Annotated in this window: 17 protein-coding genes; 9 read left to right on the forward strand and 8 right to left on the reverse strand. The window is 69.4% G+C overall.

Going from position 1 to position 20,140, the window contains the following annotated elements:
* Window positions 1-39 precede the first annotated feature (39 nt).
* From HMPREF2886_RS31955 to HMPREF2886_RS31975, 5 genes are read right to left on the reverse strand one after another with little or no spacing between them, the layout of a single operon-like run.
* A complete protein-coding gene (locus HMPREF2886_RS31955; RefSeq protein WP_003107734.1) occupies window positions 40-804 on the reverse strand; it encodes an ABC transporter permease in 765 nt (254 codons plus the stop codon).
* A complete protein-coding gene (locus tag HMPREF2886_RS31960) occupies window positions 801-2,000 on the reverse strand; it encodes an ABC transporter substrate-binding protein (protein ID WP_033970766.1) in 1,200 nt (399 codons plus the stop codon). The genes HMPREF2886_RS31955 and HMPREF2886_RS31960 overlap by 4 nt, the downstream gene beginning before the upstream one ends.
* On the reverse strand, window positions 1,966-2,802 hold the full coding sequence (locus HMPREF2886_RS31965) for an ABC transporter ATP-binding protein (RefSeq protein WP_003115101.1): 837 nt from the start codon (window positions 2,800-2,802) through the stop codon (window positions 1,966-1,968). The genes HMPREF2886_RS31960 and HMPREF2886_RS31965 overlap by 35 nt, the downstream gene beginning before the upstream one ends.
* Window positions 2,799-3,866 carry an acyl-CoA dehydrogenase family protein gene (locus HMPREF2886_RS31970; protein WP_033978340.1) on the reverse strand — a complete coding sequence of 356 codons (1,068 nt, stop codon included), beginning with the start codon at window positions 3,864-3,866 and terminating at the stop codon, window positions 2,799-2,801. Before HMPREF2886_RS31970 ends, HMPREF2886_RS31965 begins: the two co-directional genes overlap by 4 nt.
* Window positions 3,867-3,915: 49 nt before the next feature.
* Window positions 3,916-4,476 carry a carboxymuconolactone decarboxylase family protein gene (locus HMPREF2886_RS31975; protein ID WP_033970763.1) on the reverse strand — a complete coding sequence of 187 codons (561 nt, stop codon included), beginning with the start codon at window positions 4,474-4,476 and terminating at the stop codon, window positions 3,916-3,918.
* Between the two features lie 104 nt (window positions 4,477-4,580).
* Between HMPREF2886_RS31975 and HMPREF2886_RS31980 the strand changes: the two genes are divergently transcribed.
* Complete coding sequence (locus HMPREF2886_RS31980; RefSeq protein WP_039028104.1) at window positions 4,581-5,486, forward strand: AraC family transcriptional regulator; 906 nt, start codon at window positions 4,581-4,583, stop codon at window positions 5,484-5,486.
* Here HMPREF2886_RS31980 and HMPREF2886_RS31985 read toward each other — a convergent pair whose 3' ends face one another.
* The gene (locus tag HMPREF2886_RS31985) at window positions 5,487-7,103 is read right to left on the reverse strand and encodes an alkaline phosphatase family protein (RefSeq protein ID WP_070749128.1); all 1,617 of its coding nucleotides are present in this window, start codon (window positions 7,101-7,103) and stop codon (window positions 5,487-5,489) included.
* Window positions 7,104-7,199: 96 nt separating this feature from the next.
* A complete protein-coding gene (locus tag HMPREF2886_RS31990) occupies window positions 7,200-8,111 on the reverse strand; it encodes a LysR family transcriptional regulator (protein WP_003105356.1) in 912 nt (303 codons plus the stop codon).
* A 149-nt stretch (window positions 8,112-8,260) separates the two neighbouring features.
* On the opposite strand from HMPREF2886_RS31990, the gene HMPREF2886_RS31995 reads away from it, so the two are divergent.
* A complete protein-coding gene (locus HMPREF2886_RS31995) occupies window positions 8,261-10,630 on the forward strand; it encodes a TonB-dependent receptor (RefSeq protein WP_052151913.1) in 2,370 nt (789 codons plus the stop codon).
* A 22-nt stretch (window positions 10,631-10,652) separates the two neighbouring features.
* Window positions 10,653-11,993, forward strand: coding sequence for an aryl-sulfate sulfotransferase (locus HMPREF2886_RS32000; protein ID WP_033978337.1), 1,341 nt, complete (start codon window positions 10,653-10,655; stop codon window positions 11,991-11,993).
* 40 nt (window positions 11,994-12,033) lie between these two features.
* On the opposite strand, the gene HMPREF2886_RS32005 is transcribed toward HMPREF2886_RS32000, so the two are convergent.
* A complete protein-coding gene (locus HMPREF2886_RS32005) occupies window positions 12,034-13,269 on the reverse strand; it encodes an NAD(P)/FAD-dependent oxidoreductase (RefSeq protein WP_033978336.1) in 1,236 nt (411 codons plus the stop codon).
* Between the two features lie 418 nt (window positions 13,270-13,687).
* Between HMPREF2886_RS32005 and HMPREF2886_RS32010 the strand changes: the two genes are divergently transcribed.
* The 6 genes from HMPREF2886_RS32010 to HMPREF2886_RS32035 are packed head-to-tail and all read left to right on the forward strand — an operon-like array spanning window position 13,688 to window position 20,126.
* On the forward strand, window positions 13,688-14,923 hold the full coding sequence (locus HMPREF2886_RS32010; protein ID WP_070749130.1) for an SfnB family sulfur acquisition oxidoreductase: 1,236 nt from the start codon (window positions 13,688-13,690) through the stop codon (window positions 14,921-14,923).
* 10 nt (window positions 14,924-14,933) lie between these two features.
* On the forward strand, window positions 14,934-16,151 hold the full coding sequence (locus HMPREF2886_RS32015) for an SfnB family sulfur acquisition oxidoreductase (protein ID WP_070749132.1): 1,218 nt from the start codon (window positions 14,934-14,936) through the stop codon (window positions 16,149-16,151).
* 17 nt (window positions 16,152-16,168) lie between these two features.
* Window positions 16,169-17,557: an LLM class flavin-dependent oxidoreductase gene (locus HMPREF2886_RS32020; RefSeq protein WP_070749134.1), complete on the forward strand. Its 1,389-nt coding sequence runs from the start codon at window positions 16,169-16,171 to the stop codon at window positions 17,555-17,557.
* Window positions 17,558-17,588: 31 nt separating this feature from the next.
* Window positions 17,589-18,383 carry a MetQ/NlpA family ABC transporter substrate-binding protein gene (locus HMPREF2886_RS32025; protein WP_058156185.1) on the forward strand — a complete coding sequence of 265 codons (795 nt, stop codon included), beginning with the start codon at window positions 17,589-17,591 and terminating at the stop codon, window positions 18,381-18,383.
* Window positions 18,380-19,489 (forward strand): methionine ABC transporter ATP-binding protein, encoded by a 1,110-nt coding sequence (locus HMPREF2886_RS32030; RefSeq protein ID WP_079387659.1) that lies wholly within the window; start codon window positions 18,380-18,382, stop codon window positions 19,487-19,489. Before HMPREF2886_RS32025 ends, HMPREF2886_RS32030 begins: the two co-directional genes overlap by 4 nt.
* Window positions 19,473-20,126 (forward strand): methionine ABC transporter permease, encoded by a 654-nt coding sequence (locus HMPREF2886_RS32035; RefSeq protein ID WP_033970748.1) that lies wholly within the window; start codon window positions 19,473-19,475, stop codon window positions 20,124-20,126. Before HMPREF2886_RS32030 ends, HMPREF2886_RS32035 begins: the two co-directional genes overlap by 17 nt.
* The last annotated feature ends 14 nt before the right edge of the window (window positions 20,127-20,140 follow it).

Raw genomic sequence — 20,140 nt, forward strand, 5'->3', positions numbered from 1 at the left:
GCGCCCCGGCGCTATCCGCCAGCGCAGCGGAACCGCGCCCTACCCGAGCGCCCCGTGCGCCCAGCGCCGGTAGAGTCCGCGCGCCGCCGCGTCGAGCAGGTAGCCGAGCAGGCCGATCAGCAGCACCATCGCCATCAGCTCGGAGTACGCCAGGCGATCGCGGGTGTCGAGGATGTAGTAGCCGAGCCCGGCGCTGACGCCGAGCATCTCGCAGGGCACCAGGACGATCCAGAGGATGCCGATGGCCAGGCGCACGCCGGTCAGCACATGGCCGAGGATGCCCGGCAGGATCACCCGGCGCAGGGTTTCCCAGGGCGTGGCGGCGAGGCTGCGGCTCAGTTGCAGCCAGCGCGGGTCGAGCTGGCGCACACCGGCGGCGGTATTCAGCAGGATCGGCCAGAGCGCGGCGAAGGCCAGCAGGAAATAGATCGGCTGGTCGCCCACGCCCATCAGCATCACCGCGATGGGCATCCACGACAGCGGCGAGATCATCCGCAGGAACTGGAACGCCGGAGTGGTCGCCGCTTCCAGGTTGCGCGAGGCGCCCACCAGCAGCCCCAGCGGCACTCCCACCAGCAGCGCCAGGAACAAACCCAGCAGGACCCGCTTCAGGCTCACCAGCACGTGCTCGTAGAGTTCGCGGCGTTCCAGCAGTTCACCCAGGCTGAGCAACGTCGCCTGCGGCGAGAAGCGCGCCGAAAGGCCGTCGGCGGCGCCGAACAGGGCCACGCCGAGCCACCACAGGGCGAACAGCGTCAACAGCCCGGCGACGCCTAGCGCGCCCTGGCGCAGCGTCTGCCTCACGGGCTGATCTCCTCGCTGCGCTGGAAGCCCCCGGCGAGGCCGAACGCCTGCAACCCGCCGACCTCTGCCAGGGCCTGGCGGACGAAGCGGTCGTCCACCAGGTCACTGGCCACCTGGCGCGGATCGAGGCTGGCGAGGAAGGCATTATTGCCTTCGATCAGGGTATCCTTCAGCCGCCGCACCAGTTCCTCGGTGTAGCTCGGATAGGGATAGGGCTGGAAGTCGATGCGCCGCTCCTGCCAGTCGGCGTGACGGATCGCGCCGCTGGCGAGATAGGCCTGCTGCTCCTCGGCGCCCGGCGCCAGCACCCGGCCGAGGACCTCCGGCGCGTGCGGCGTGTAGCGGTTGGCTCCGGCCTTGGACAGCAACTGTGCGGCCTCGGCGCGGTGCTCGCGGGTCCATAGCTGGGCCTTGACGATGGCGTTGACCACCTTTTGCGACCACTGCGGCCGCCGCTCCAGGTCGTGTTCGTGCATGAACACCACGCAGCAGGCGTGGTTGCGCCAGACATCGCCGGTGAAGCGCTGTACCCGGCCGACCTTGAGGTTCTCCGCCAGGGCGTTGAACGGCTCGGCGACGATGTAGCCGTGGATGCGCTTGCTGGCCAGCGCCGGTGGCATGTCCGAAGGCGGCAGCACCACCAGGTTGACCTCGTCGGCGGCCAGCGCCGCGCCCACCGCGCGGCTCACCGCGCGCAGGCCGTTGTCGCGCAGCAGTTGCTGCAACACCACGTTGTGGATCGAGTACCAGAACGGGATCGCCACGCTCTTGCCGCCGAGCTGGCGCACGTCGGCGATCTCCGGAGCCACCGTGAGCCCCGAGCCGCCGACGTGGTTCCAGGCCACCACCTTGGCCGGCACCTTGCTGCCGTAGCGGGCCCAGACGGTCATCGGCGACAGCAGGTGGATGACGTTGACCTGGCCGGAGATGAACGCCTCGATCACCTGCGCCCAGCTGCGCAGCAACACCGGCCGTTCGGCCTGGATGCCCTCGGCCTCGAACAGGCCGTTGGCATGGGCCACCAGCAAGGGCGTGGCGTCGGTGATCGGCAGGTAGCCGATGCGCACCGGCGCGTCGGGTTCGGCGGCGGCACGCGCCTGCAGGCTGCTCAGCAGCGGCAACGCGCCGGCAGCGCTGAGCAGCGCGGCGAGCTTGAGGATGTCACGTCGGGAATGGGTCGGGTCGTCCAGGCACATGGGAGGCCTCCGGCTGAGCGATGGGATGGGCATGGGTGCGGCTCGCCCGCCGTAGGGTTTTCAGGATCTCGATGCGCAACGCGCCCAGTTCCTCGACCAGCTCCGCGCGTGGCTGCGGCAGGTCGATGCGCCACTCGCCGAGGGTCCGCGCCGGGCTGTCACCCAGTAGCAGGATGCGTTCGGAGAGCAGCAGGGCCTCGTCGATATCGTGGGTGATCAGGACCACGGCGGTGCCGCGCTCGTGGATCGCCCGCAGCAGCAGCTGCTGCATGTCGGCGCGGGTCACTTCGTCCAGCGCGCCGAAAGGTTCGTCGAGCAGCAGCACCTTCGGCTGCCGCGCCAGGCAGCGGGCCAGCGCGGTGCGCTGGGCCATGCCGCCGGAGAGTTGCGCCGGGTAGCGGGCACGGGCGTGCTCCAGGCCGACCGCGGCGATCGCCTGGTCGACGCGGGCCTGGCGGGTCGCCGCGTCGAGGTGCGGCTGGCGGGCGAAATCGAGGCCGAAGGCGACGTTCTTCTCCAGGTTCAGCCAAGGCAGCAGGCTGGGGTCCTGGAACGCCACCGCGACGCCCGGATGCGGTCCGCGCAGGGGCTCGCCGAGTACCCGCACGCTGCCGGCGGCCGGTTCCTGCAGGCCGGCCAGCACGCGCAGCAGGCTGGACTTGCCGACCCCGCTGGGACCGAGGATCGAGACTACCTCGCCGGCGCCCAGGCGCAATTCGAAATCGCCGAGCACCGCCTGCCAGCCGGCACCGCGCGGATAGCCGAGGGCGATCCCGCGAGCGTCGAGGAGCGCCTCGCTCATGCCTTGGCCTCGGCCTGGCGTTGCAGTTCGGCGCGCAGTTGCACCAGGCTCGGCGTAACGATCGGGACGAACGCCGACTCGCGCCAGCGGCGGGCGAAACCGGCGCCGTGCTCGCTCAGGTAGGCCTTGCCGCCGCTGGCCTGCAACTCCAGTTGCACGGCATTGGCGGCGGCTTCGGCGAGCCCGATGCGGATGCGGAACAGGCGTGCCGGCTGGCTGGCGAACTCGCCGCTGGCCAGGCCGGCGTGCAGCGCCGCCACGTGTCCGTCGAGGGTTTCGCGCTGTGCCGCCAGCTCGCCATCCAGCAGCGAACGGCTGCCGCCCAGGTGCCGCTGCACTTCGTCAAGCGCGCGGCGCGCCAGGCCGATGGCCATGCCGCATTGCAGGCCGAGGAAGGCCGGGCGCACCCGTGGCAGGAACTGCCGGGCGTCGTCGTGCAACAGCCAGTCGCGACCGACCGCCACCGCGCGCAGGTCGAGGGCGGCGGTGTTGCTGCATTGCAGGCCGAGCAGGCGCAGGTCCGTCGAGCGCTGCAAGCCGGCGAGGCCTTCGGGAATCGCCAGGACGAAGGGATTGCCGCCCTCCCCGCGTTCGATCGCTGCCGCCACCACGAAATCGCCGCTGCGCAGGTTGGTCACCCACGGCAGGCGACCGTCCAGCCGCCAGCCGGTCTCCTCCGCTTGCGCCACCACCTGCAGCGCCTCGATCCCGGAGAGGAACTTCATCGCGTTGGACAGCCCGGTGGCGCCGGCCAGGCGGCCGGCCAGCAGGTCGCCGAGCAGGCGTTGGCGCAGTTCCTGGTTGGGACTCTGCAACAGGTACTCGATGAAGGCACGCTGGCCCCAGAAGACGAACGCCGCGGTCAGCGAGCGCGCCGCCACCGCGGCCACCCGCTCCACCGCGTCGGCGAGCGTGCCGCCGGCGCCGCCGAGGCGTTCCTCCACCGCCACGCCGAGCACGCCGGCGGCGGCCAGGCGCGGCAGCAGCGCGGCGGGATCGGCGTCGCCGCGGTCGAGGGCGTCGGCCTGGCGGTCGAGCCAGTCGCTCAGGGTCGGGTCAAGCATGGTCGTCACTCCTTGCGCCGGCGCGGCATGCCGCCCGGCAAGCGCAGGCTCAGGCCCGCGGGTTGGTCCAGCGATATTGCTCCAGCTCGGCATTGAGCGGCGTGCGGGCGAACACATTGGCGAAGTTGCAGAGCGTCGCCAGGCTCACCCCGAGGATCACTTCCAGGGCCTGGGCCTGGTCGAAACCGGCGGCGCGGAAGGCTTCGAACTGCTCGTCGGTGACCGCGCCGCGGCTGGCGATCACCGCGCGGGTGAAGTCGGCCAGGGCTTCGTAGCGGGCGTCGGGCAGTTCGCCGCGGGCGCGCAGGGCCTCGATCACCGGCTCCGGCAGGCGCGCCTTGTTGCGCGCCACCGCGGTGTGCCCGGCAACGCAGAAGTCGCAGCCATGGGTGGTGGCCGCCACCAGTTGCACCACTTCCCGCTCGGGCAGGCCGAGGCTGGCCTTGGCGTTCAGCCCGGACACGGTGAGGTAGGTTTCCAGGGCGGCCGGCGCATTGGCCAGCACGCCGAGCAGATTCGGGATATAACCCGAGTTGTTCAGCGCGGTCTGGAGGAACGGACGCGCCGCCTCGGGGGCGTTTTCCAGGGTGAGCACGGGAACGCGTGACATGCTTTCGACTCCGGTGGTTGAGGTGTCGAAGAAGTCTCTTGGTAATAAGAAATCCATTCAATATTCTAAAGTCGCTATCACTTGCTCTTGAGTCTTTCCCTTAGATGAATTCGTCCAACCCGCTTGTCGATTGGTTATTAGACAGCCTCGAAGTCGACACCAGCCTGTTCCATGTCGGTCGCTACTGCGGCGGCTGGCATGCCTCCACCCACGGCCTGGCGCGTGCCAGCTTCCACCTGGTGGTGCAGGGACACTGCTGGGCGCACGTCGCCGGAAGCGCCCGGGGCTGGCGACTGGACAGCGGCGACGCGCTGTTCTTCCTGCGCGACGTCGAGTTCCGCCTGTCCAGCGAGGCCACCGCCGAGGCCGCGCGCTGCCAGCCGCGCGGCGAAATGCAGGCGCTGGAGTGGAACGCGACGGACGGTGCCGGCCTGGTCTGCGGGTTCTTCCACTTCCATTCGGGATTGTCCGGGCTGATCGTCGACGCCCTGCCCGACTGGCTGATCCTGCGCGCCGGCGATCCAGCGCTGGACGCGGCGCGGCGCCTGTTCGCCCTGATCGTCGACGAGTGCCGCCGCCAGCCGGCGCCGTCGCCGGTTCTGCTGGAGCGCCTCAGCCACCTGCTGTTCCTCTACGTGTTGCGCCAGCAGGTGCTCGACAACCCGACCCTCGGCGGCCTGGTGGCACTGGCACGCCAGCCGCAGTTCGCCGGCCTGCTGGAAGCGCTGATCGAGGCACCCGAGCAGCCTTGGAGCCTGGAGCAGATGGCCGAACGCACCGGACTCTCGCGCTCGGCCTTCTTCAAGCGCTTCAACGAACTCAGCGGTCAGTCGCCGGGGCAGGTCCTGCTGGCCCTTCGCATGCACCGCGCCTGCGCACTGCTGCGCGCCGACGTCAGCGTCGCCGAGGTCGCGGCGGCGGTCGGCTACCAGTCCACCGCCGCCTTCACCCGCGCCTTCCACAAGGCCACCGGACAGCAACCGGGGGCCTATCGCAAGGCCAGCCGCTGATCACCAGAGGCCGATCGGTACCAGGCGCCCGCCTTCCGGCTCGCCGTAGCGGAATGCCTGGCCGCGCAGGTCGATCTCCGCGTTGCTGATGGTAGTCCGCCGCTTCAGCCCGCGCAGCCAGTCGAACAGCATCCCGGCATGGGCCTCGCGCACCGCCGCATGCGCCGGGTCGGCGCCGAGGTCGCGCAATTCGCCGGGGTCGCTGGCAAGGTCGAACAGTTGGGCGCGGAAGCCGTCGTAGGCGATGTACTTCCAGCGCTCGCTGCGCACCATGTACATGCGGCAGGCATCGATGGGTCGGCCCAGGCGCTCCCGCGCCGGTGCCTGGAAGGCGTAGTCGTACTCGGCGATGGCGTAGCGGCGCCAGTCCGCCGGCGGCGCGCCATGGACGAAGGGCAGCAGCGAACGGCCCTCGATGCGATGGCTGGCGGGCTCGACGGCGAAGGCTTCGAGGATGCTCGGCAGTACGTCGATGGACTGCACCAGCGCCTCCTCCACCCGGCCGCGGGTGGCGTCCGCCTCGGGGCGCGGATCGCGGATCAGCAACGGCACGCCCACCGCCGCCTCGAGGAGGAACTCCTTCTCGCCCAGGCCGTGGTCGCCGAGGAAATCGCCATGGTCACTGGTGAAGACGATCAGGGTATCGTCCCAGCGCCCGCTGGCGCGCATGTGCTGGAAGAGCTGGCCGAGCTGGTCGTCGACCTGGCGGATCAGCCCCATGTAGGTAGGTATCACCTGCCGGCGCACGTCTTCGCGGGAGAAATTGAGGCTCTCGCGATGTTCGCGGAAGGCGCGGTACACCGGATGGTCGCTTTCTTCGCCGGGCGCCGCGCGTAGCGCCGGGAGCACCTGGTCGGCGCGGTACAGCGCGTGGTACGGCGCCGGCGCGATGTAGGGCCAGTGCGGCTTGATGTAGGACAGGTGCAGGCACCAGGGACGCTCGCCCTGCTCGTCGATGAAATCCATGGCGCGACGGGTGGTATAGGCGGTCTCGCTGTGCGCCTCCGGCAAGCGCGTCGGCAATCCGGCATGGCGCATCCGCCAGCCGCTGAGGATTTCCCCATCGGCGCCGGCGGCGGCGTTGGCCCAGTCGTGCCAGGGGTTGTCGCCGGTGAAGCCGAGGCGCCGCAGGTAGTGGGTGTAGGGCGCGCTTTCGCGCTTGTCGGCGAACGCCGGGTCATCCGGGTAGACCCCGTCATTGCGGTCGTAGGGCTCGAAGCCGGCTTCGGCGAGGGCCGCGCCGCGCGCGCTGGCCGGATCGATGCCGAGCCGCCGCATGCCTTCCAGGTTGGCCGTGGCGTGGGTCTTGCCGACCAGCGCGGTGCGGACTCCCGCGGCGCGCAGGTAGTCGCCCAGGGTCAGCTCCTCCAGCGGCAGCGGCACCGCGTTCCAGGCCACCTGGTGGCTGCTGACGTAGCGCCCGGTGTACGAGGACATCCGCGACGGCCCGCAGATGGTGCCCTGGGTATAGGCACGGGCGAAGCGCACGCCCTCCGCGGCCAGGCGGTCGATGTTCGGCGTGTGCAGATAGGGATGGCCGTAGCAGGACAGGTAATCGCGACGCAGTTGGTCGCACATGATGTAGAGGACGTTGCGGATCGGCTTGGGCTGGCTCATGACGGCTCGCGAAAAGGAAACGACGCTTCATTTCGCGGTCCGCCGCGTCCGGCGGCAAGCGCATTCGGAACATAGTTGGCATGCGTGCGACGCAATTCAGGTGGCGTCGTCGACCCGCTTCAGTTCGTCGATCATCGCCTCCGCCAGCGGCGACAGGCTGTAGCCGGCGCGGCTGACGATGCCGTAGCGGGTATGCAGTTCGTCGAGGTCGTCGGGCAGCTCGCGCACCCGCAGCGGACGCAGGCCTCCCTGTCCCGGCGGCGCCAGGTCGCCGAGGCCGCTGCTGATGCCGATGGCATCCGAGGCGAGAACCACGCCGAGCAGGCTATGGCCGTTCTCGCACTCGATGGCCGGGCGGAAGTCGGGACGCCCGCTGAGGTCCACCAGCACCTTGCGGATGTTCGGCGGGCTGATGTTGGTCGCCAGCGGGAAGCTCAGCAGCTCCTCGGCGGAAACGCTCTCGCGAGCGGCCAGCGGATGCCCCTCGCGGCAGCAGAAATGCCAGCGCCGGGGACGCAGGCGCGAGGTGCGGTATTGCGGGTCGGCCTCGAAATGCCGGGTGTCGGCGACGAAGAACTCGAACTCCTCGGCCTGCAGGCGGCGGTTCAGCGCCTGCCAGTGTTCGACCTGGAAACTCACCCGCGCCTTCGGATAACGCACGTTGAAGCGCCCCACCGCACGCGGCACCAGCCAGGTGGCGGGAGCCGGCCCGGCGCCGAAGCGCAGCTCGCCGGCCTCCAGGCCGTTGAACAGGGCGATCTCGTTGGCCAGGTTGTGCGCGCCGCTGACCAGCCGGCGCGCATGTTCGAGGACGATCAGGCCCTGCTTGGTCGGACGCAGGTCCTTGGCCGCGCGGTCCACCAGGCGGCAGCCAGCGCTGTGTTCGAGCGCCTGGATGCTGCGGCTGAAGGCCGATTGCGAAAGGTTAACCGCCAGCGCCGCGGCGACGAAGCTGCGGTGCTCGTGAAGGGCGATGAAGTGGCGGAGCTGGCGGAGATCGATATGCATTTTCTACATGGAAAATATCGGGCGAATGCAATTGCCGGGGACGGCGTGGGCTTTTTATAAAGGCAATCTCTTATTCCGTAAACGCAATATAAAACATAAATAAATAACCATACGGAATTAGCAGTCACCCCTTCATCCAGGACCCACACATGAATCGCCGACCCGCGTACCGCTCCATCCCGTCGTCCCGCAGCGCACCGTTCCGCCGTCGCCTGCTGCCCCTGTCGATCTGCCTGGCCTGCGCCGGAGGGGCGCAACTGGCCGGCGCCGACGACACCCCCGCGGGCACCGAAGAGGCGCGCCAGGCGCAGCCGGCCACTACCCTGCAGACCGTCACGGTGACCTCGCGGCGACGGGTGGAAAACTCCCAGGATGTGCCCACCGCGATGAGCGTGCTCGGCGGCGAAACCCTGGAGAGCCAGCGCATCTACCGGGTGCAGGACCTGCAGCAACTGGTGCCGAGCACCAACGTCGCCTACGTCCACGCGCGCCAGTCCAGCGTGTCGATCCGCGGCCTCGGCAACAACCCGGCCAGCGACGGCCTGGAAGGCAGCGTCGGGCTGTACCTCGACAACGTCTACCTCGGCCGCCCCGGCATGGCCTCGTTCGACCTTCTCGACATCGAGCAGCTGGAGGTCCTGCGCGGCCCGCAGGGCACCCTGTTCGGCAAGAACACCACGGCCGGGGTGATCAACATCGGCACCCGTGCGCCGAGCTTCACTCCGGAGCGCAGCGTGGAGATATCCGGCGGCGAGGACGGCTACTTCCAGGCCAGGGGCACGATTTCCGGACCGCTCGGCGAGACCCTCGCCGGGCGCCTGTCGGCCTACCGCACCCGCGACGACGGCTACGTGAAGAACCTCCACGACGGCAACACCCTCAACGGCGGCGCACGCCAGGGTTTCCGCGGGCAGTTGCTGTTCGAGCCGAACGACGACTTCAGCCTGCGCTGGATCGGCGACTACAACGAGGAAGACTCCGACAACGGTGTCCTCACCCTGTTCAGCAGCGGCCCCACGGTGAACGGCGTGAACCGCTACGAACAGCGCGCCGCCGCGGCCGGCGCGACGCTGGTGGACGGCCATCGGCGCAAGGTCAACTTCGACTCGGACCAGCAGGTCACGGTGTTCCAGGGCGGAACCTCGGTGGAAGCCAACTGGAAGCTGGCCAACGACTTCACCCTCACTTCCATCAGCGCCTACCGCTGGTGGGATTTCACGCCGCGCAACGACGACGGCCTGGACGTACCGGCGGCCTATAACGCCGGAGTCTCGGTGCGCGACAAGCAGTGGTCGCAGGAAATCCGCCTGGCTTCGCCCAGCGGCGGCTTCTTCGACTACGTGCTCGGCGCCTACTACTTCGGCCAGGACCTCGACAACAAGTCCTTCACCGACTACGGGCCCAGGGCAGACATCTGGAACGGAACCCCCGCCGGCGCCCTGAGCGACGTCAGCACCCGCGGTCGCGGGCACATCGACACCGACAGCTACGCGCTGTTCGCCCAGGGCACCTGGCACCTCACCGAGCGCCTGGACCTCACCGCCGGCGTGCGTGGCACCTACGAGGAAAAGTCCGCCTGGGTCGAACGCTACGCCCCGCTCGGCGGCGCCGCGGTGAGCGGCGCGGCGGCGGCCGCGCGCAACGGCAGGGTCGGCGCCTACGACAGCGGCGACATCGGCCTGCACAGCGTCAGTCCGTCCGCCCTGCTCAGCCTCAGCTACCGCTTCAGCGACCAGGTTCTGGGCTACGCCTCGCTGTCCCACGGCGAGAAATCCGGCGGCGTCAACCTGACCGTGGCCAGCGCTCCCAGCGCCGGTGCCGACTCGCTGCTGATCGGCACCGAGCGCGCCAACGATGCCGAGCTGGGCTTGAAGACCACCCTCCTCGACAACCGCCTGATCCTCAACGGCAACCTGTTCTGGACCGTGGTCCACGGCTACCAGGCCAATGCCTACGACGAGGCCAACCGCACCCAGTACCTGACCAATGCCGGCGACGTGCGCTCGCGCGGCCTGGAGTTCGAAGCGACGGCCCTGCCGATCCGCGGCCTGACCCTGAATTTCAATGCGTCCTACAACGACGTTCGCTACCTGTCCTACAAGAACGCCCCGTGCGCCCCCGAGGTGGCCTTCCAGGCCGGCGCCCCGGCGTCCTGCGACCTCAGCGGGCACCAGGTGGTCGGTGCCTCGAAGTACATCGCCAACCTCAATGGCGAGTATCGCTGGAAGCTCGACGATGGCCTGGAGCCCTACCTCACCGCCAGCTACGCGTTCCGCTCCAGGGCGGTGGGCACCATCGACGATTCCGCATACGGACAGATCCCCAGCTACGCCCTGGTCAACGCCTCCGCCGGCCTGCGCGGCAACTACGGGGACGGCCAGTGGGACCTGTCCCTGTGGCTGAAGAACGCTTTCGACAAGACCTACTTCACCAGCCTCTGGAATTCCGCCAACGGCGGCTACGCCGGCGTGCTCGGCACGCCGCGCACCCTGGGCGTGACCGCCCGCTACGACTTCTGAACCGATCGCCGAGGAACCCGCCATGCCCAGATTCCCGCTGCTCCTGCTCAGCGCCGCGCTGCTCGCCGCCGGCGCCCATGCCGCGCCCAGCGTCTACCCCACCGGAGTGACCCGCTACGACCCGCAGAAGGCCTTCAACCAGTACGTGATCTTCAGCGGCGCCGACCGCAAGACCCACCTGATCGACATGAACGGCAACGAGGTGAAGCGCTGGGACTACCCCGGCTTCCCCGCCGCCGTGATCGACCCGGCCCTGAACGGTGGCAAGCGCGGCCATGTGCTGCTGCAACTGGCCGACCTGGCCGCTCCGGACAAGCTGGCCTCGCCCGGCAACGGCCTGGCCAACCAGGCCCTCGGCGAGCTGGACTGGGATGGCAAGGAGGTCTGGCGCTGGGGCGACCAGGCGCCGGGCGGCGCCGCCCATCAGCACCACGACCAGCGCCGGCTGGCCAACGGCAACACCCTGCTGCTGGCGAACAAGGTCCACGCGGTGAAGGGCTTCGCCGTGCCCCGGGTAATCGATGACGTGATCTACGAGGTCACGCCGCAGGGCAAGCTGGCCTGGAGCTGGACCGCTTCGGAACACCTCGACGAGTTCGGTTTCACCGCCGACCAGCTGAAGCGGGTGCGGGCCAGCGAGAACCCCGACTACCTGCACATCAACAACCTCGCCCCGCTCGGCGAGAACCGCTGGCACGCCGCCGGCGACCGGCGCTTCGCCCCGGACAACCTGCTGCTCGACTCGCGCAACGCCAACTTCATAGCGATCGTCGACAAGGCCAGCGGCAAGGTGGTCTGGCGCCTCGGCCCGAACCTTCCGCCGATCGACCCGAAGAGCGCCCGTAAGCTGCCGCGCCCGGTGGACCAGATCAGTGGCCAGCACGACGCCCACCTCATTCCCGAGGGCCTGCCGGGCGCCGGCAACCTGCTGGTGTTCGACAACCAGGGCGACGCCGGTTACCCCTCGGTACAGCGCGGGCTGGTCTCCGGCTCGCGGGTACTGGAAATCGACCCGCTGAAGAAGCAGATCGTCTGGCAATACACCGCCGAGGACTCGCAGCAGCCCGGCTGGGCCTTCTACAGCGCCTTCATCAGCAGCGCGCGGCGCCTGCCCAACGGCAATACGCTGATCGACGAAGGGCAGAACGGACGCTTCTTCCAGGTAACGCCCGGCGGCGAGATCGTCTGGGAGTACGTCAGCCCCTACTTCGGCAAGGCGCCGCGCGGCGATGCCCGGAGCAACTGGGTCTACCGCGCGCTGCCGGTGGCCTACGACTGGGTGCCCGAAGGTACGCCGCGCGAGGAGAAGGCGGTGAACCTGGCGGTTCCCGGCGCCACGCCGCAGGTCACGGCGCGGCGTTGAAGCGGATGGCGGCGGATTGCGCCGGCGGGCGCTATCCGCCCTACCGCCCCGGCCGCGCCAGCCACTCCCGGCCCTTGAGCATGGCGTTCCAGTACACCCAGGGCAGTACGTGGCGCTTGAGCAGCCAGGCGAAGCGGCTGGCCGCGGTGGGCTCCAGCGGGAAGGTCGGCAGCAGCTTGCCGGCATAGCCGAACTCCGCCAGCACCACCCGGCCGCGCTCGACGGTCAGCGGGCAACCGCCGTAGCCGTCGTAGCGCAGTGGCAGGCCACGGCCGCTGCGCAGGCCGAGAAGGTTCTCGGCCACCACCACGATCTGCTTGCGCGCCGCCGCCGCGGTCTTCGCGTTGGCGGTGCCGCAGACATCGCCGAGGGCGAAGATCTCGCCATGGCGGACATGTTGCAGGGTCGCCGGGTCGACTTCGCACCAGCCGGCCGCGTCGCCCAGGCCGCTGGCGGCGACGAAGGTCGGCGGCAGTTGCGGCGGTACCACGTGCAGCAGGTCGAAGTCCTTCTCCGCCAGGCTGGCGTTGCCGTCGGCGTCCTTCACCTCGAACCAGGCCTTGCGCGCCGCGCCGTCGACCTTCACCAGGTTGGAATTGAACGCCAGCTCGGCCGAATACTTGCGCACGTACTCCATCAGCGGCGGAACGAAATCGGCGACGCCGAACAACGCTGCGCCGGCCAGGTCGAACTCGACCTCGATGTCTTGCAGCACGCCTTCCCGCAGCCAGTGGTCGCAGGACAGGTACATGGCTTTCTGCGGCGCCCCGGCGCACTTGATCGGCATCGCCGGCTGGGTGAACAGCGCCTTGCCGCCGCGCAGGCCGCGCACCAGCTCCCAGGTGTAGGGCGCCAGGTCGTAGCGGTAGTTGGAGGTGACGCCGTTGCGCCCCAGGGTCTCCTCCAGGCCCTCGATGCGCTCCCAGGCCAGGCGCAGGCCGGGGCAGACGATCAGGTTGCGGTACTCCAGGCTGCCGCCGCTCTCCAGCAGTAGCCGGCGCGCCTCGGGGTCGACCCGCTCGACGCGGGTGCGCAACCACTCCACGCCGGGCGGGACCAGCCCGGCCATCGGCCGCGCGGTGTCGCCCTGTGCGTAGGCGCCGCCACCGACCAGGGTCCAGCCCGGTTGGTAGTAGTGGGTGTCCGCCGGCTCGATCAGACTGATGCGCAACCCCGGCGAACGTTTCAGCAGGCTGGCGATCACGCCGATGCCGGCCGCGCCGCCGCCGATCACGGCGATGTCGGTGGTGAGTTCTGAAGCGTTAGCGCTCTGCATGGGAGCTCCTTCGACGGTCCGAGTGGGTGGGCGCGCGACAGACCGCCGCGCGCGAAACCCTATCACCCTAGCAGCACGGCGCCGGCGCGCGGCATCCGGCTGTAATCCGCCGGTAACTGTTGCCCTGGCAACAGCGGAGCAACAGGCAGCGCCCGCGAACCAGCAAAAACTGTTGGAGCAAATCGGCAACTCATTGATTTTTCATTGGATTATCGAACGGCACGGCTTGTGCAAACAGACCCGGCAGAGGCTTGGCGATCGCGCCAGCCACCTATCCGAACTGCCAGAGGTGCCCAGCGAGCATGTCGTTACCGCCTGTTTCCCCTCCCTCCTCCAGGCGTTCCACCCGCACCACCGAACCCGCGAGCCGCGCCACACCGATGCCGCTGGCGGAACCACCACGCTGCAAGGCTGAACCATGACCGACGAAACCGCACCCAAGGATCTTCGTGACCAGGCGCCCCGGCTACTCCCGGCACGCCTCATCGAGAACGACGCCCAGGCGTTGCAGGCCGCCCACGAGGTAGCCGGACTGGCCCGTCGCGAAGCGGCGCTACGCGACCGCGAACGACGCCTGCCCTGGCAGGAACTGGAACTCTTCACTCGCCTCGGCCTGGGCGGCATCTGCATTCCCCGCGCCCATGGCGGCGCGCAGGTTTCCCACGTGACCCTGGCCGAGGTGTTCCGTGTCATCTGTGCCGCCGACCCGGCCCTCGGACAGATTCCGCAGAACCAGTTCGGCCTGCTCAGCGTGATCGACAACGTCGCCAGCCCGGCGCAGAAACGCAAGCTGTTCCGTGGCATCCTCGACGGCCGCCGGCTGGCCAACGCCGGCCCGGAGCGCAATACCCGCCATACCCTGGAGCTGAAGGCGCGGGTCCGCCGCGACGGCGACGGCTACCGGGTCAGCGGCGAGAAGTTCTACTCCACCGGCGCCTTGTTCGCCCACTGGGTGGCGGTCAAGGCCATCGACGAGGAAGCGCGCGCGGTGATGCTCTTCGTCGAGCGCGGCGCTCCCGGCCTGCGCATCGTCGACGACTGGTCCGGCTTCGGCCAGCGCACCACCGCCAGCGGCACGGTACTGCTGGACGAGGTGCCGGTAGCCGGCGACATGCTGATCCACAACGGTCTGCTCGCCGAGATCCCGAGCATCCAGGGCGCCGTCTCGCAACTGATCCAGGCCGCCATCGACGCCGGCATCGCCCAGGCGGCGCTGGACGACGCCCAGGCGTTCGTCCGCGACCGCAGCCGGCCCTGGATCGACGCCCAGGTCGAACGCGCCAGCGATGAGCTCTACAGCATCGCCGAGGTCGGCCGTCTGCAAATCGAGCTGCACGCCGCCAACGCCCTGCTGGAGAAGGCCGGCCAGGTCCTCGACGAAGTGGCCGAGCGGCCGGTGGACGCCGAGTCGGCGGCACGCGCCTCGATCGCCGTGGCCGAGGCCAAGGTGCTGAGCACCGAGATCAGCCTGGCCGCCAGCGAGAAGCTCTTCGAGCTGGCCGGCAGCCGCGCCACGCTTGCCGAGTTCAACCTCGACCGGCACTGGCGCAACGCCCGCACCCACACCCTGCACGACCCGGTGCGCTGGAAAGTCCACGCGGTCGGCGACTACTACCTGAACGGCGCCCGCCCGGCGCGTCACTCATGGATCTGAGGAGCGCCCGATGAACCTCGCACACGCTACGCGCGACAATCCCACGACCGCTGCCCATCGCATCGGCAGCGACGACGAAGCCCTGGAAACGGCCCGTGAGCTGGCCGCCCTGTTCGCCCGCGAAAGCATCCAGCGCGACCGCGAGCGGCGCCTGCCGCTGGAAGAACTGGAGCTGTTCTCCCGTTCCGGCCTGTGGGGTATCGCCGTGCCCCGCGAATACGGCGGGGCCGGCGTCTCGCGGGTGACCCTGGCGAAGGTGGTGGCGATCGTCAGTGCCGCCGACAGTTCCCTGGGGCAGATTCCGCAGAACCACTTCTACGCCCTCGAAGTGCTGCGGGTGAACGGCTCGCCGGCGCAGAAACGTCGCCTGTTCGGCGCCGCCCTGGCCGGCGAGCGTTTCGGCAACGCCCTGGCCGAGATCGGTACGCGTACCGCCAGCGAGCGCCGCACCCGCCTGCGCGCCGACGGCGACGGCTACCGCCTGGACGGGCGCAAGTTCTACTGCACCGGCGCACTCTACGCGCAGCGGGTGCCGACCCTGGCGGTAGACGACGAGGGCCGCCAGCAGCTGGTCTTCGTCCCGCGCGACAGTGCCGGGCTGGAAATCGTCGACGACTGGTCCGGCTTCGGTCAACGCACCACCGGCAGCGGTTCGGCGCTGTTCGACCGGGTAGCGGTGGCCGCCGAGGACGTGGTCTCGTTCCAGGACGCCTTCGAGCGCCCGACCACCGTCGGCCCGCTGGCGCAGATCCTTCACGCGGCGATCGACGCCGGGATCGCCCGCGGCGCCTTCGAGGACACCCTGCGTTTCGTCCGCGAGCGTGCCCGCCCCTGGGTCGACTCCGGCGTCGACAAGGCCAGCGACGACCCCTTGACCATCCATGAGATCGGTCGCCTGGCGATCCGCCTGCACGCCGCCGAAGCGCTGCTGGAGCGTGCCGGGCGGGTGCTCGATCGGGCCACCGCCGAACCGGACGCGGAAAGCGTGGCGGCCGCCTCGATCGCCGTCGCCGAAGCCCGCGCGCTGACCACCGAGGTCGCCCTGCTGGCCGGCAGCAAGCTGATCGAGCTCGGCGGCAGCCGCGCCTGTTTCGCCGAGCTCGGTCTCGACCGTCACTGGCGCAACGCCCGCGTACACACCCTGCACGACCCGGTGCGCTGGAAGTACCACGCGGTCGGCGACTACTACCTCAACGGCCGCCTGCCGCCGCGTCGCGGCACGCTCTGAACGCCGAAGGAACCGCCATGAGCAAGAAGCAGATTCTCCTAAACGCCTTCAGCATGAATTGCGTCGGCCATATCAACCACGGCCTCTGGACCCACCCGCGCGACCGCTCCAGCGACTACCGCAAACTGCGCCACTGGACCGAGCTGGCCCGGCTGCTGGAGCGAGGCCTGTTCGACGGCCTGTTCATCGCCGATATCCTCGGCGTCTACGACGTCTACCAGGGCGGCATCGAGGTGACCGCCCGCGAAGCCGTCCAACTGCCGGTGAACGACCCGCTGATGCTGGTCTCGGCCATGGCCGGGGTCACCGAGCACCTGGGTTTCGGCGTCACCGCCAACCTCACCTACGAGGCCCCCTACCCGTTCGCCCGGCGGCTCTCGACCCTCGACCATTTGAGCGACGGGCGGATCGGCTGGAACATCGTCACCGGCTACCTGGAAAGCGCGGCCAAGGCCATGGGGCAGTCCGCGCAGATCGAGCACGACCGCCGCTACGACCGCGCCGACGAGTACCTGGAGGTCCTCTACAAGCTCTGGGAGGGCAGTTGGGAAGACGACGCGGTGCTCGCCGACCGCCAGCGACGGGTCTACGCGCGGCCGGAGAAGATCCACAAGGTCCGCCACCATGGCGAGTTCTACCAGGTCGAGGGCTACCACCTCGCCGAGCCCTCTCCACAGCGCACCCCGGTGCTGTTCCAGGCCGGCTCCTCGGAGCGTGGCCTGGCCTTCGCCGCGCGCCACGCCGAATGCGTGTTCGTCTCCGGACAGACCCGCGAGGCCACCCGCCAACTGGTGCAGCGCATCCGCGCGGCGGTGGTCGACGCCGGCCGTCGCGCCGAGGACATCAGGATCTTCATGGGCATCAACGTGATCGTCGCCGCCACCGCGGCCGAGGCCCACGACAAGCATGCCGAGTACCGCCGCTACGCCAGCCCCGAGGCCGGCCTGGCGCACTTCGCCAGTTCCAGCGGCATCGACCTGTCGCGCTACGGGCTCGACGAACCGATCCGCTACGAGAAGAACAACGCCATCGAGTCGGTGGTGAAGAACCTCACCGTGGCGCGCACCGACTCCACCGTGCGCAAGCTCCTCGACCAACTGGCCCTGGGCGGCCGCTACGTGACCCTGGTAGGCGACCCGCGCCAGGTCGCCGACGATCTCGAAGGCTGGATCGCCGATACCGGCCTGGACGGCTTCAACCTGACCCGCACCGTGGAGCCGGAGAGCTACGCCGACTTCATCGACCTGGTGGTGCCCGAGTTGCAGGCACGCGGCAGCTACAAGACCGCCTACGCCCCCGGCACCCTGCGGGAGAAGCTCTTCGGCGGCGGCCGCGCGCGCCTGCAGGCGGAACACGCCGGCGCCGCCTTCCGCCAGCGCCCGGCCGCGCGCCAGCGCCAGGCCTGACCCCACTTTCCCTTTCGTTCAGGAGCCCACCATGCTGAACACCCTGAAAACCCTGAGCCTGGCCGTCCTCCTCGGCAGCGGCCTGGCCCAGGCCGCCGACGCCCCGCTGAAGATCGGTACCACCGCCGCCTTCGCCCCGCCGCTGGAGGTCGCCGTGAGCGAAGCCGGCAAGCAGGGACTGAAGGTCGAACTGGTCGAGTTCAGCGACTGGAACGCCCCCAACATCACCCTCGCCCAGGGCGACATCGACGCCAACTACTTCCAGCACGTGCCCTTCCTGGAAAACGCCAACCGCGAAGGCGGCTTCCAGTTGAAGCCGTTCGCGCCGGGGATCATCAACAACGTCGGGCTCTATTCGAAGCGCTACGCCAGCCTCGCAGAGTTGCCGGAAGGCGCCAGCGTGGCCATCGCCAACGACCCGATCAATGGCGGCCGCGGCCTGCAACTGCTACAGAAGGCCGGCCTGCTGAAGCTCAGGGACGGCGTCGGCTACAAGGCGACCCTCGACGATATCGTCGACAACCCGAAGGACATCCGCATCACCGAGCTGGAGGCGGTACAACTGGCGCGCGCCCTCGACGATTTCGACCTGGCCCAGGGCTACCCGCACTACCTGCGCCTGGCCGGGACCATAGACCCGACCCGGGCACTGCTGTTCGACGGGATCGACAACCGGGAATACGTGATCCAGTTCGTCACCCGCGGCGACTACCAGGACCGCGACGGCCGCCTGGCGCGCTTCGTCGACATCTACCAGCATTCGCCGGTGGTCCGCGCCGCGCTGGACAAGGCCCATGGCACGCTGTACCAGCCGGGCTGGGAGTGACGGCCATGACCGTTCCCCCGAGCCTGCTGCCCCTCGAACCGTTCCCGACGGCGCCCGACACGCGCGCCTCCACGCCGCACATCCGTCTCCACGGCCTGGGCAAGCGCTACCCCGGTGGAGTCCAGGCCCTGCGGGAGATCGACCTGGAAATCCACCGCGGCGAAGTGTTCGGCATCATCGGCCGCAGCGGCGCCGGCAAGTCCTCGCTGATCCGCACCCTCAATCGCCTGGAGCGTCCCAGCGAGGGGCAGGTGCTGATCGACGACGAAGACATCGGCGGCTACGACGGCCAGCGCCTGGTCGCCCTGCGCCGACGCATCGGCATGATCTTCCAGCACTTCAACCTGATGTCGGCCAAGACCGTGTGGCAGAACATCGCCCTGCCGCTGCGGGTGGCCGGGGTGCCCCGGGCACGGATCGAGGAGCGGGTCGCCGGGCTGCTGCAACTGGTCGGCCTGGAGGAAAAACGCGACGCCTATCCGGCGCAGCTCTCCGGCGGGCAGAAACAGCGCGTCGGCATCGCCCGCGCGCTGGTGCACCAGCCGCAGATACTGCTCTGCGACGAAGCCACCTCGGCGCTGGACCCGGAGAGCACCCAGGCGATCCTCGCGCTGCTGCGCGACATCAACCGCCGGCTGGGCCTGACCATCGTCCTGATCACCCACGAGATGGCGGTCATCCGCGAGATCTGCGACCGCGTGGTGGTCCTCGAACGCGGCCGCATCGTCGAACAGGGCGAAGTCTGGGAAGTCTTCGGCGATCCGCGCCATGCCGTCACCCGAAGCCTGCTCGGCAGCCTGCGCGCCGCCCTCCCGGCCGACCTCCAGGCGCGCCTGCGTCAGGCTCCCGGCGCCGGCGACCCGGTGCTGCTCGATCTCCAGTACACCGGAGCCAGCCGGCGGGTGCCGGACCTGCTGGCCATCGCCAGGGCCATCGGCCAGCGCGTCGACCTGCTCCACGGCGGCATAGAGCGTATCCAGGGCCGCACCCTGGGGCGCCTGCTGCTACAGGTCGGCGCGCCGCCCGGCGAGCTTCCCGGCGTGCTGGCCAAGGCCGCGCTGGTGGCGGACAAGGTGGAGGTGCTCGGCCATGTCGCCCATGCTTGAACGGCTCTGGCAAGGTTTCCTCGATACGCTGCTGATGATCGGCGCGTCCTCCGCCATCGTCCTGCTGGTGGGTATCCCACTGGCCCTGGTACTGGTCACCACCGGGCCGGGCGGGATCTTCGAGGCACGCCTGCTCAATCGCATCCTGGGCGGCCTGGTCAACGTGCTGCGCTCGGTACCCTTCCTGATCCTGATGGTGGCGCTGATTCCCTTCACCCGGATGATCGTCGGCACCAGCTATGGAGTCTGGGCCGCGGTGGTGCCGCTGACCATCGCCGCCACGCCGTTCTTCGCGCGGATCGCCGAGGTCAGCCTGCGCGAAGTCGACCACGGCCTGGTGGAAGCGGCCCAGGCGATGGGCTGCGAACGCCGCCACATCATCTGGAACGTACTGTTGCCGGAGGCGCGACCGGGCATCGTCGGCGGCTTCACCATCACCCTGGTGACCATGATCAACTCCTCGGCCATGGCCGGCGCGATCGGTGCCGGCGGCCTGGGCGACCTGGCCTACCGCTACGGCTACCAGCGCTTCGACACCCAGGTGATGCTCACCGTGATCATCGTCCTTGTGCTGCTGGTCACGTTGATCCAGTTCGGCGGCGACCGCCTGGCCCGCCTGCTGAACAAACGCCTGTAGAATCCGCCCTCCCG

The organism is Pseudomonas sp. HMSC066A08, from assembly GCF_001813025.1.
Classification (GTDB): Bacteria; Pseudomonadota; Gammaproteobacteria; order Pseudomonadales; family Pseudomonadaceae; genus Pseudomonas; species Pseudomonas aeruginosa.

Coding starts and splice junctions, on each gene's coding strand:
- HMPREF2886_RS31960 (WP_033970766.1), bottom strand. CDS start 2,000: ATGTGCCTGGACGACCCGACCCATTCCCGACGTGACATCCTCAAGCTC.
- HMPREF2886_RS31965 (WP_003115101.1), bottom strand. CDS start 2,802: ATGAGCGAGGCGCTCCTCGACGCTCGCGGGATCGCCCTCGGCTATCCG.
- HMPREF2886_RS31970 (WP_033978340.1), bottom strand. CDS start 3,866: ATGCTTGACCCGACCCTGAGCGACTGGCTCGACCGCCAGGCCGACGCC.
- HMPREF2886_RS31975 (WP_033970763.1), bottom strand. CDS start 4,476: ATGTCACGCGTTCCCGTGCTCACCCTGGAAAACGCCCCCGAGGCGGCG.
- HMPREF2886_RS31980 (WP_039028104.1), top strand. CDS start 4,581: ATGAATTCGTCCAACCCGCTTGTCGATTGGTTATTAGACAGCCTCGAA.
- HMPREF2886_RS31985 (WP_070749128.1), bottom strand. CDS start 7,103: ATGAGCCAGCCCAAGCCGATCCGCAACGTCCTCTACATCATGTGCGAC.
- HMPREF2886_RS31990 (WP_003105356.1), bottom strand. CDS start 8,111: ATGCATATCGATCTCCGCCAGCTCCGCCACTTCATCGCCCTTCACGAG.
- HMPREF2886_RS31995 (WP_052151913.1), top strand. CDS start 8,261: ATGAATCGCCGACCCGCGTACCGCTCCATCCCGTCGTCCCGCAGCGCA.
- HMPREF2886_RS32000 (WP_033978337.1), top strand. CDS start 10,653: ATGCCCAGATTCCCGCTGCTCCTGCTCAGCGCCGCGCTGCTCGCCGCC.
- HMPREF2886_RS32005 (WP_033978336.1), bottom strand. CDS start 13,269: ATGCAGAGCGCTAACGCTTCAGAACTCACCACCGACATCGCCGTGATC.
- HMPREF2886_RS32010 (WP_070749130.1), top strand. CDS start 13,688: ATGACCGACGAAACCGCACCCAAGGATCTTCGTGACCAGGCGCCCCGG.
- HMPREF2886_RS32015 (WP_070749132.1), top strand. CDS start 14,934: ATGAACCTCGCACACGCTACGCGCGACAATCCCACGACCGCTGCCCAT.
- HMPREF2886_RS32020 (WP_070749134.1), top strand. CDS start 16,169: ATGAGCAAGAAGCAGATTCTCCTAAACGCCTTCAGCATGAATTGCGTC.
- HMPREF2886_RS32025 (WP_058156185.1), top strand. CDS start 17,589: ATGCTGAACACCCTGAAAACCCTGAGCCTGGCCGTCCTCCTCGGCAGC.
- HMPREF2886_RS32035 (WP_033970748.1), top strand. CDS start 19,473: ATGTCGCCCATGCTTGAACGGCTCTGGCAAGGTTTCCTCGATACGCTG.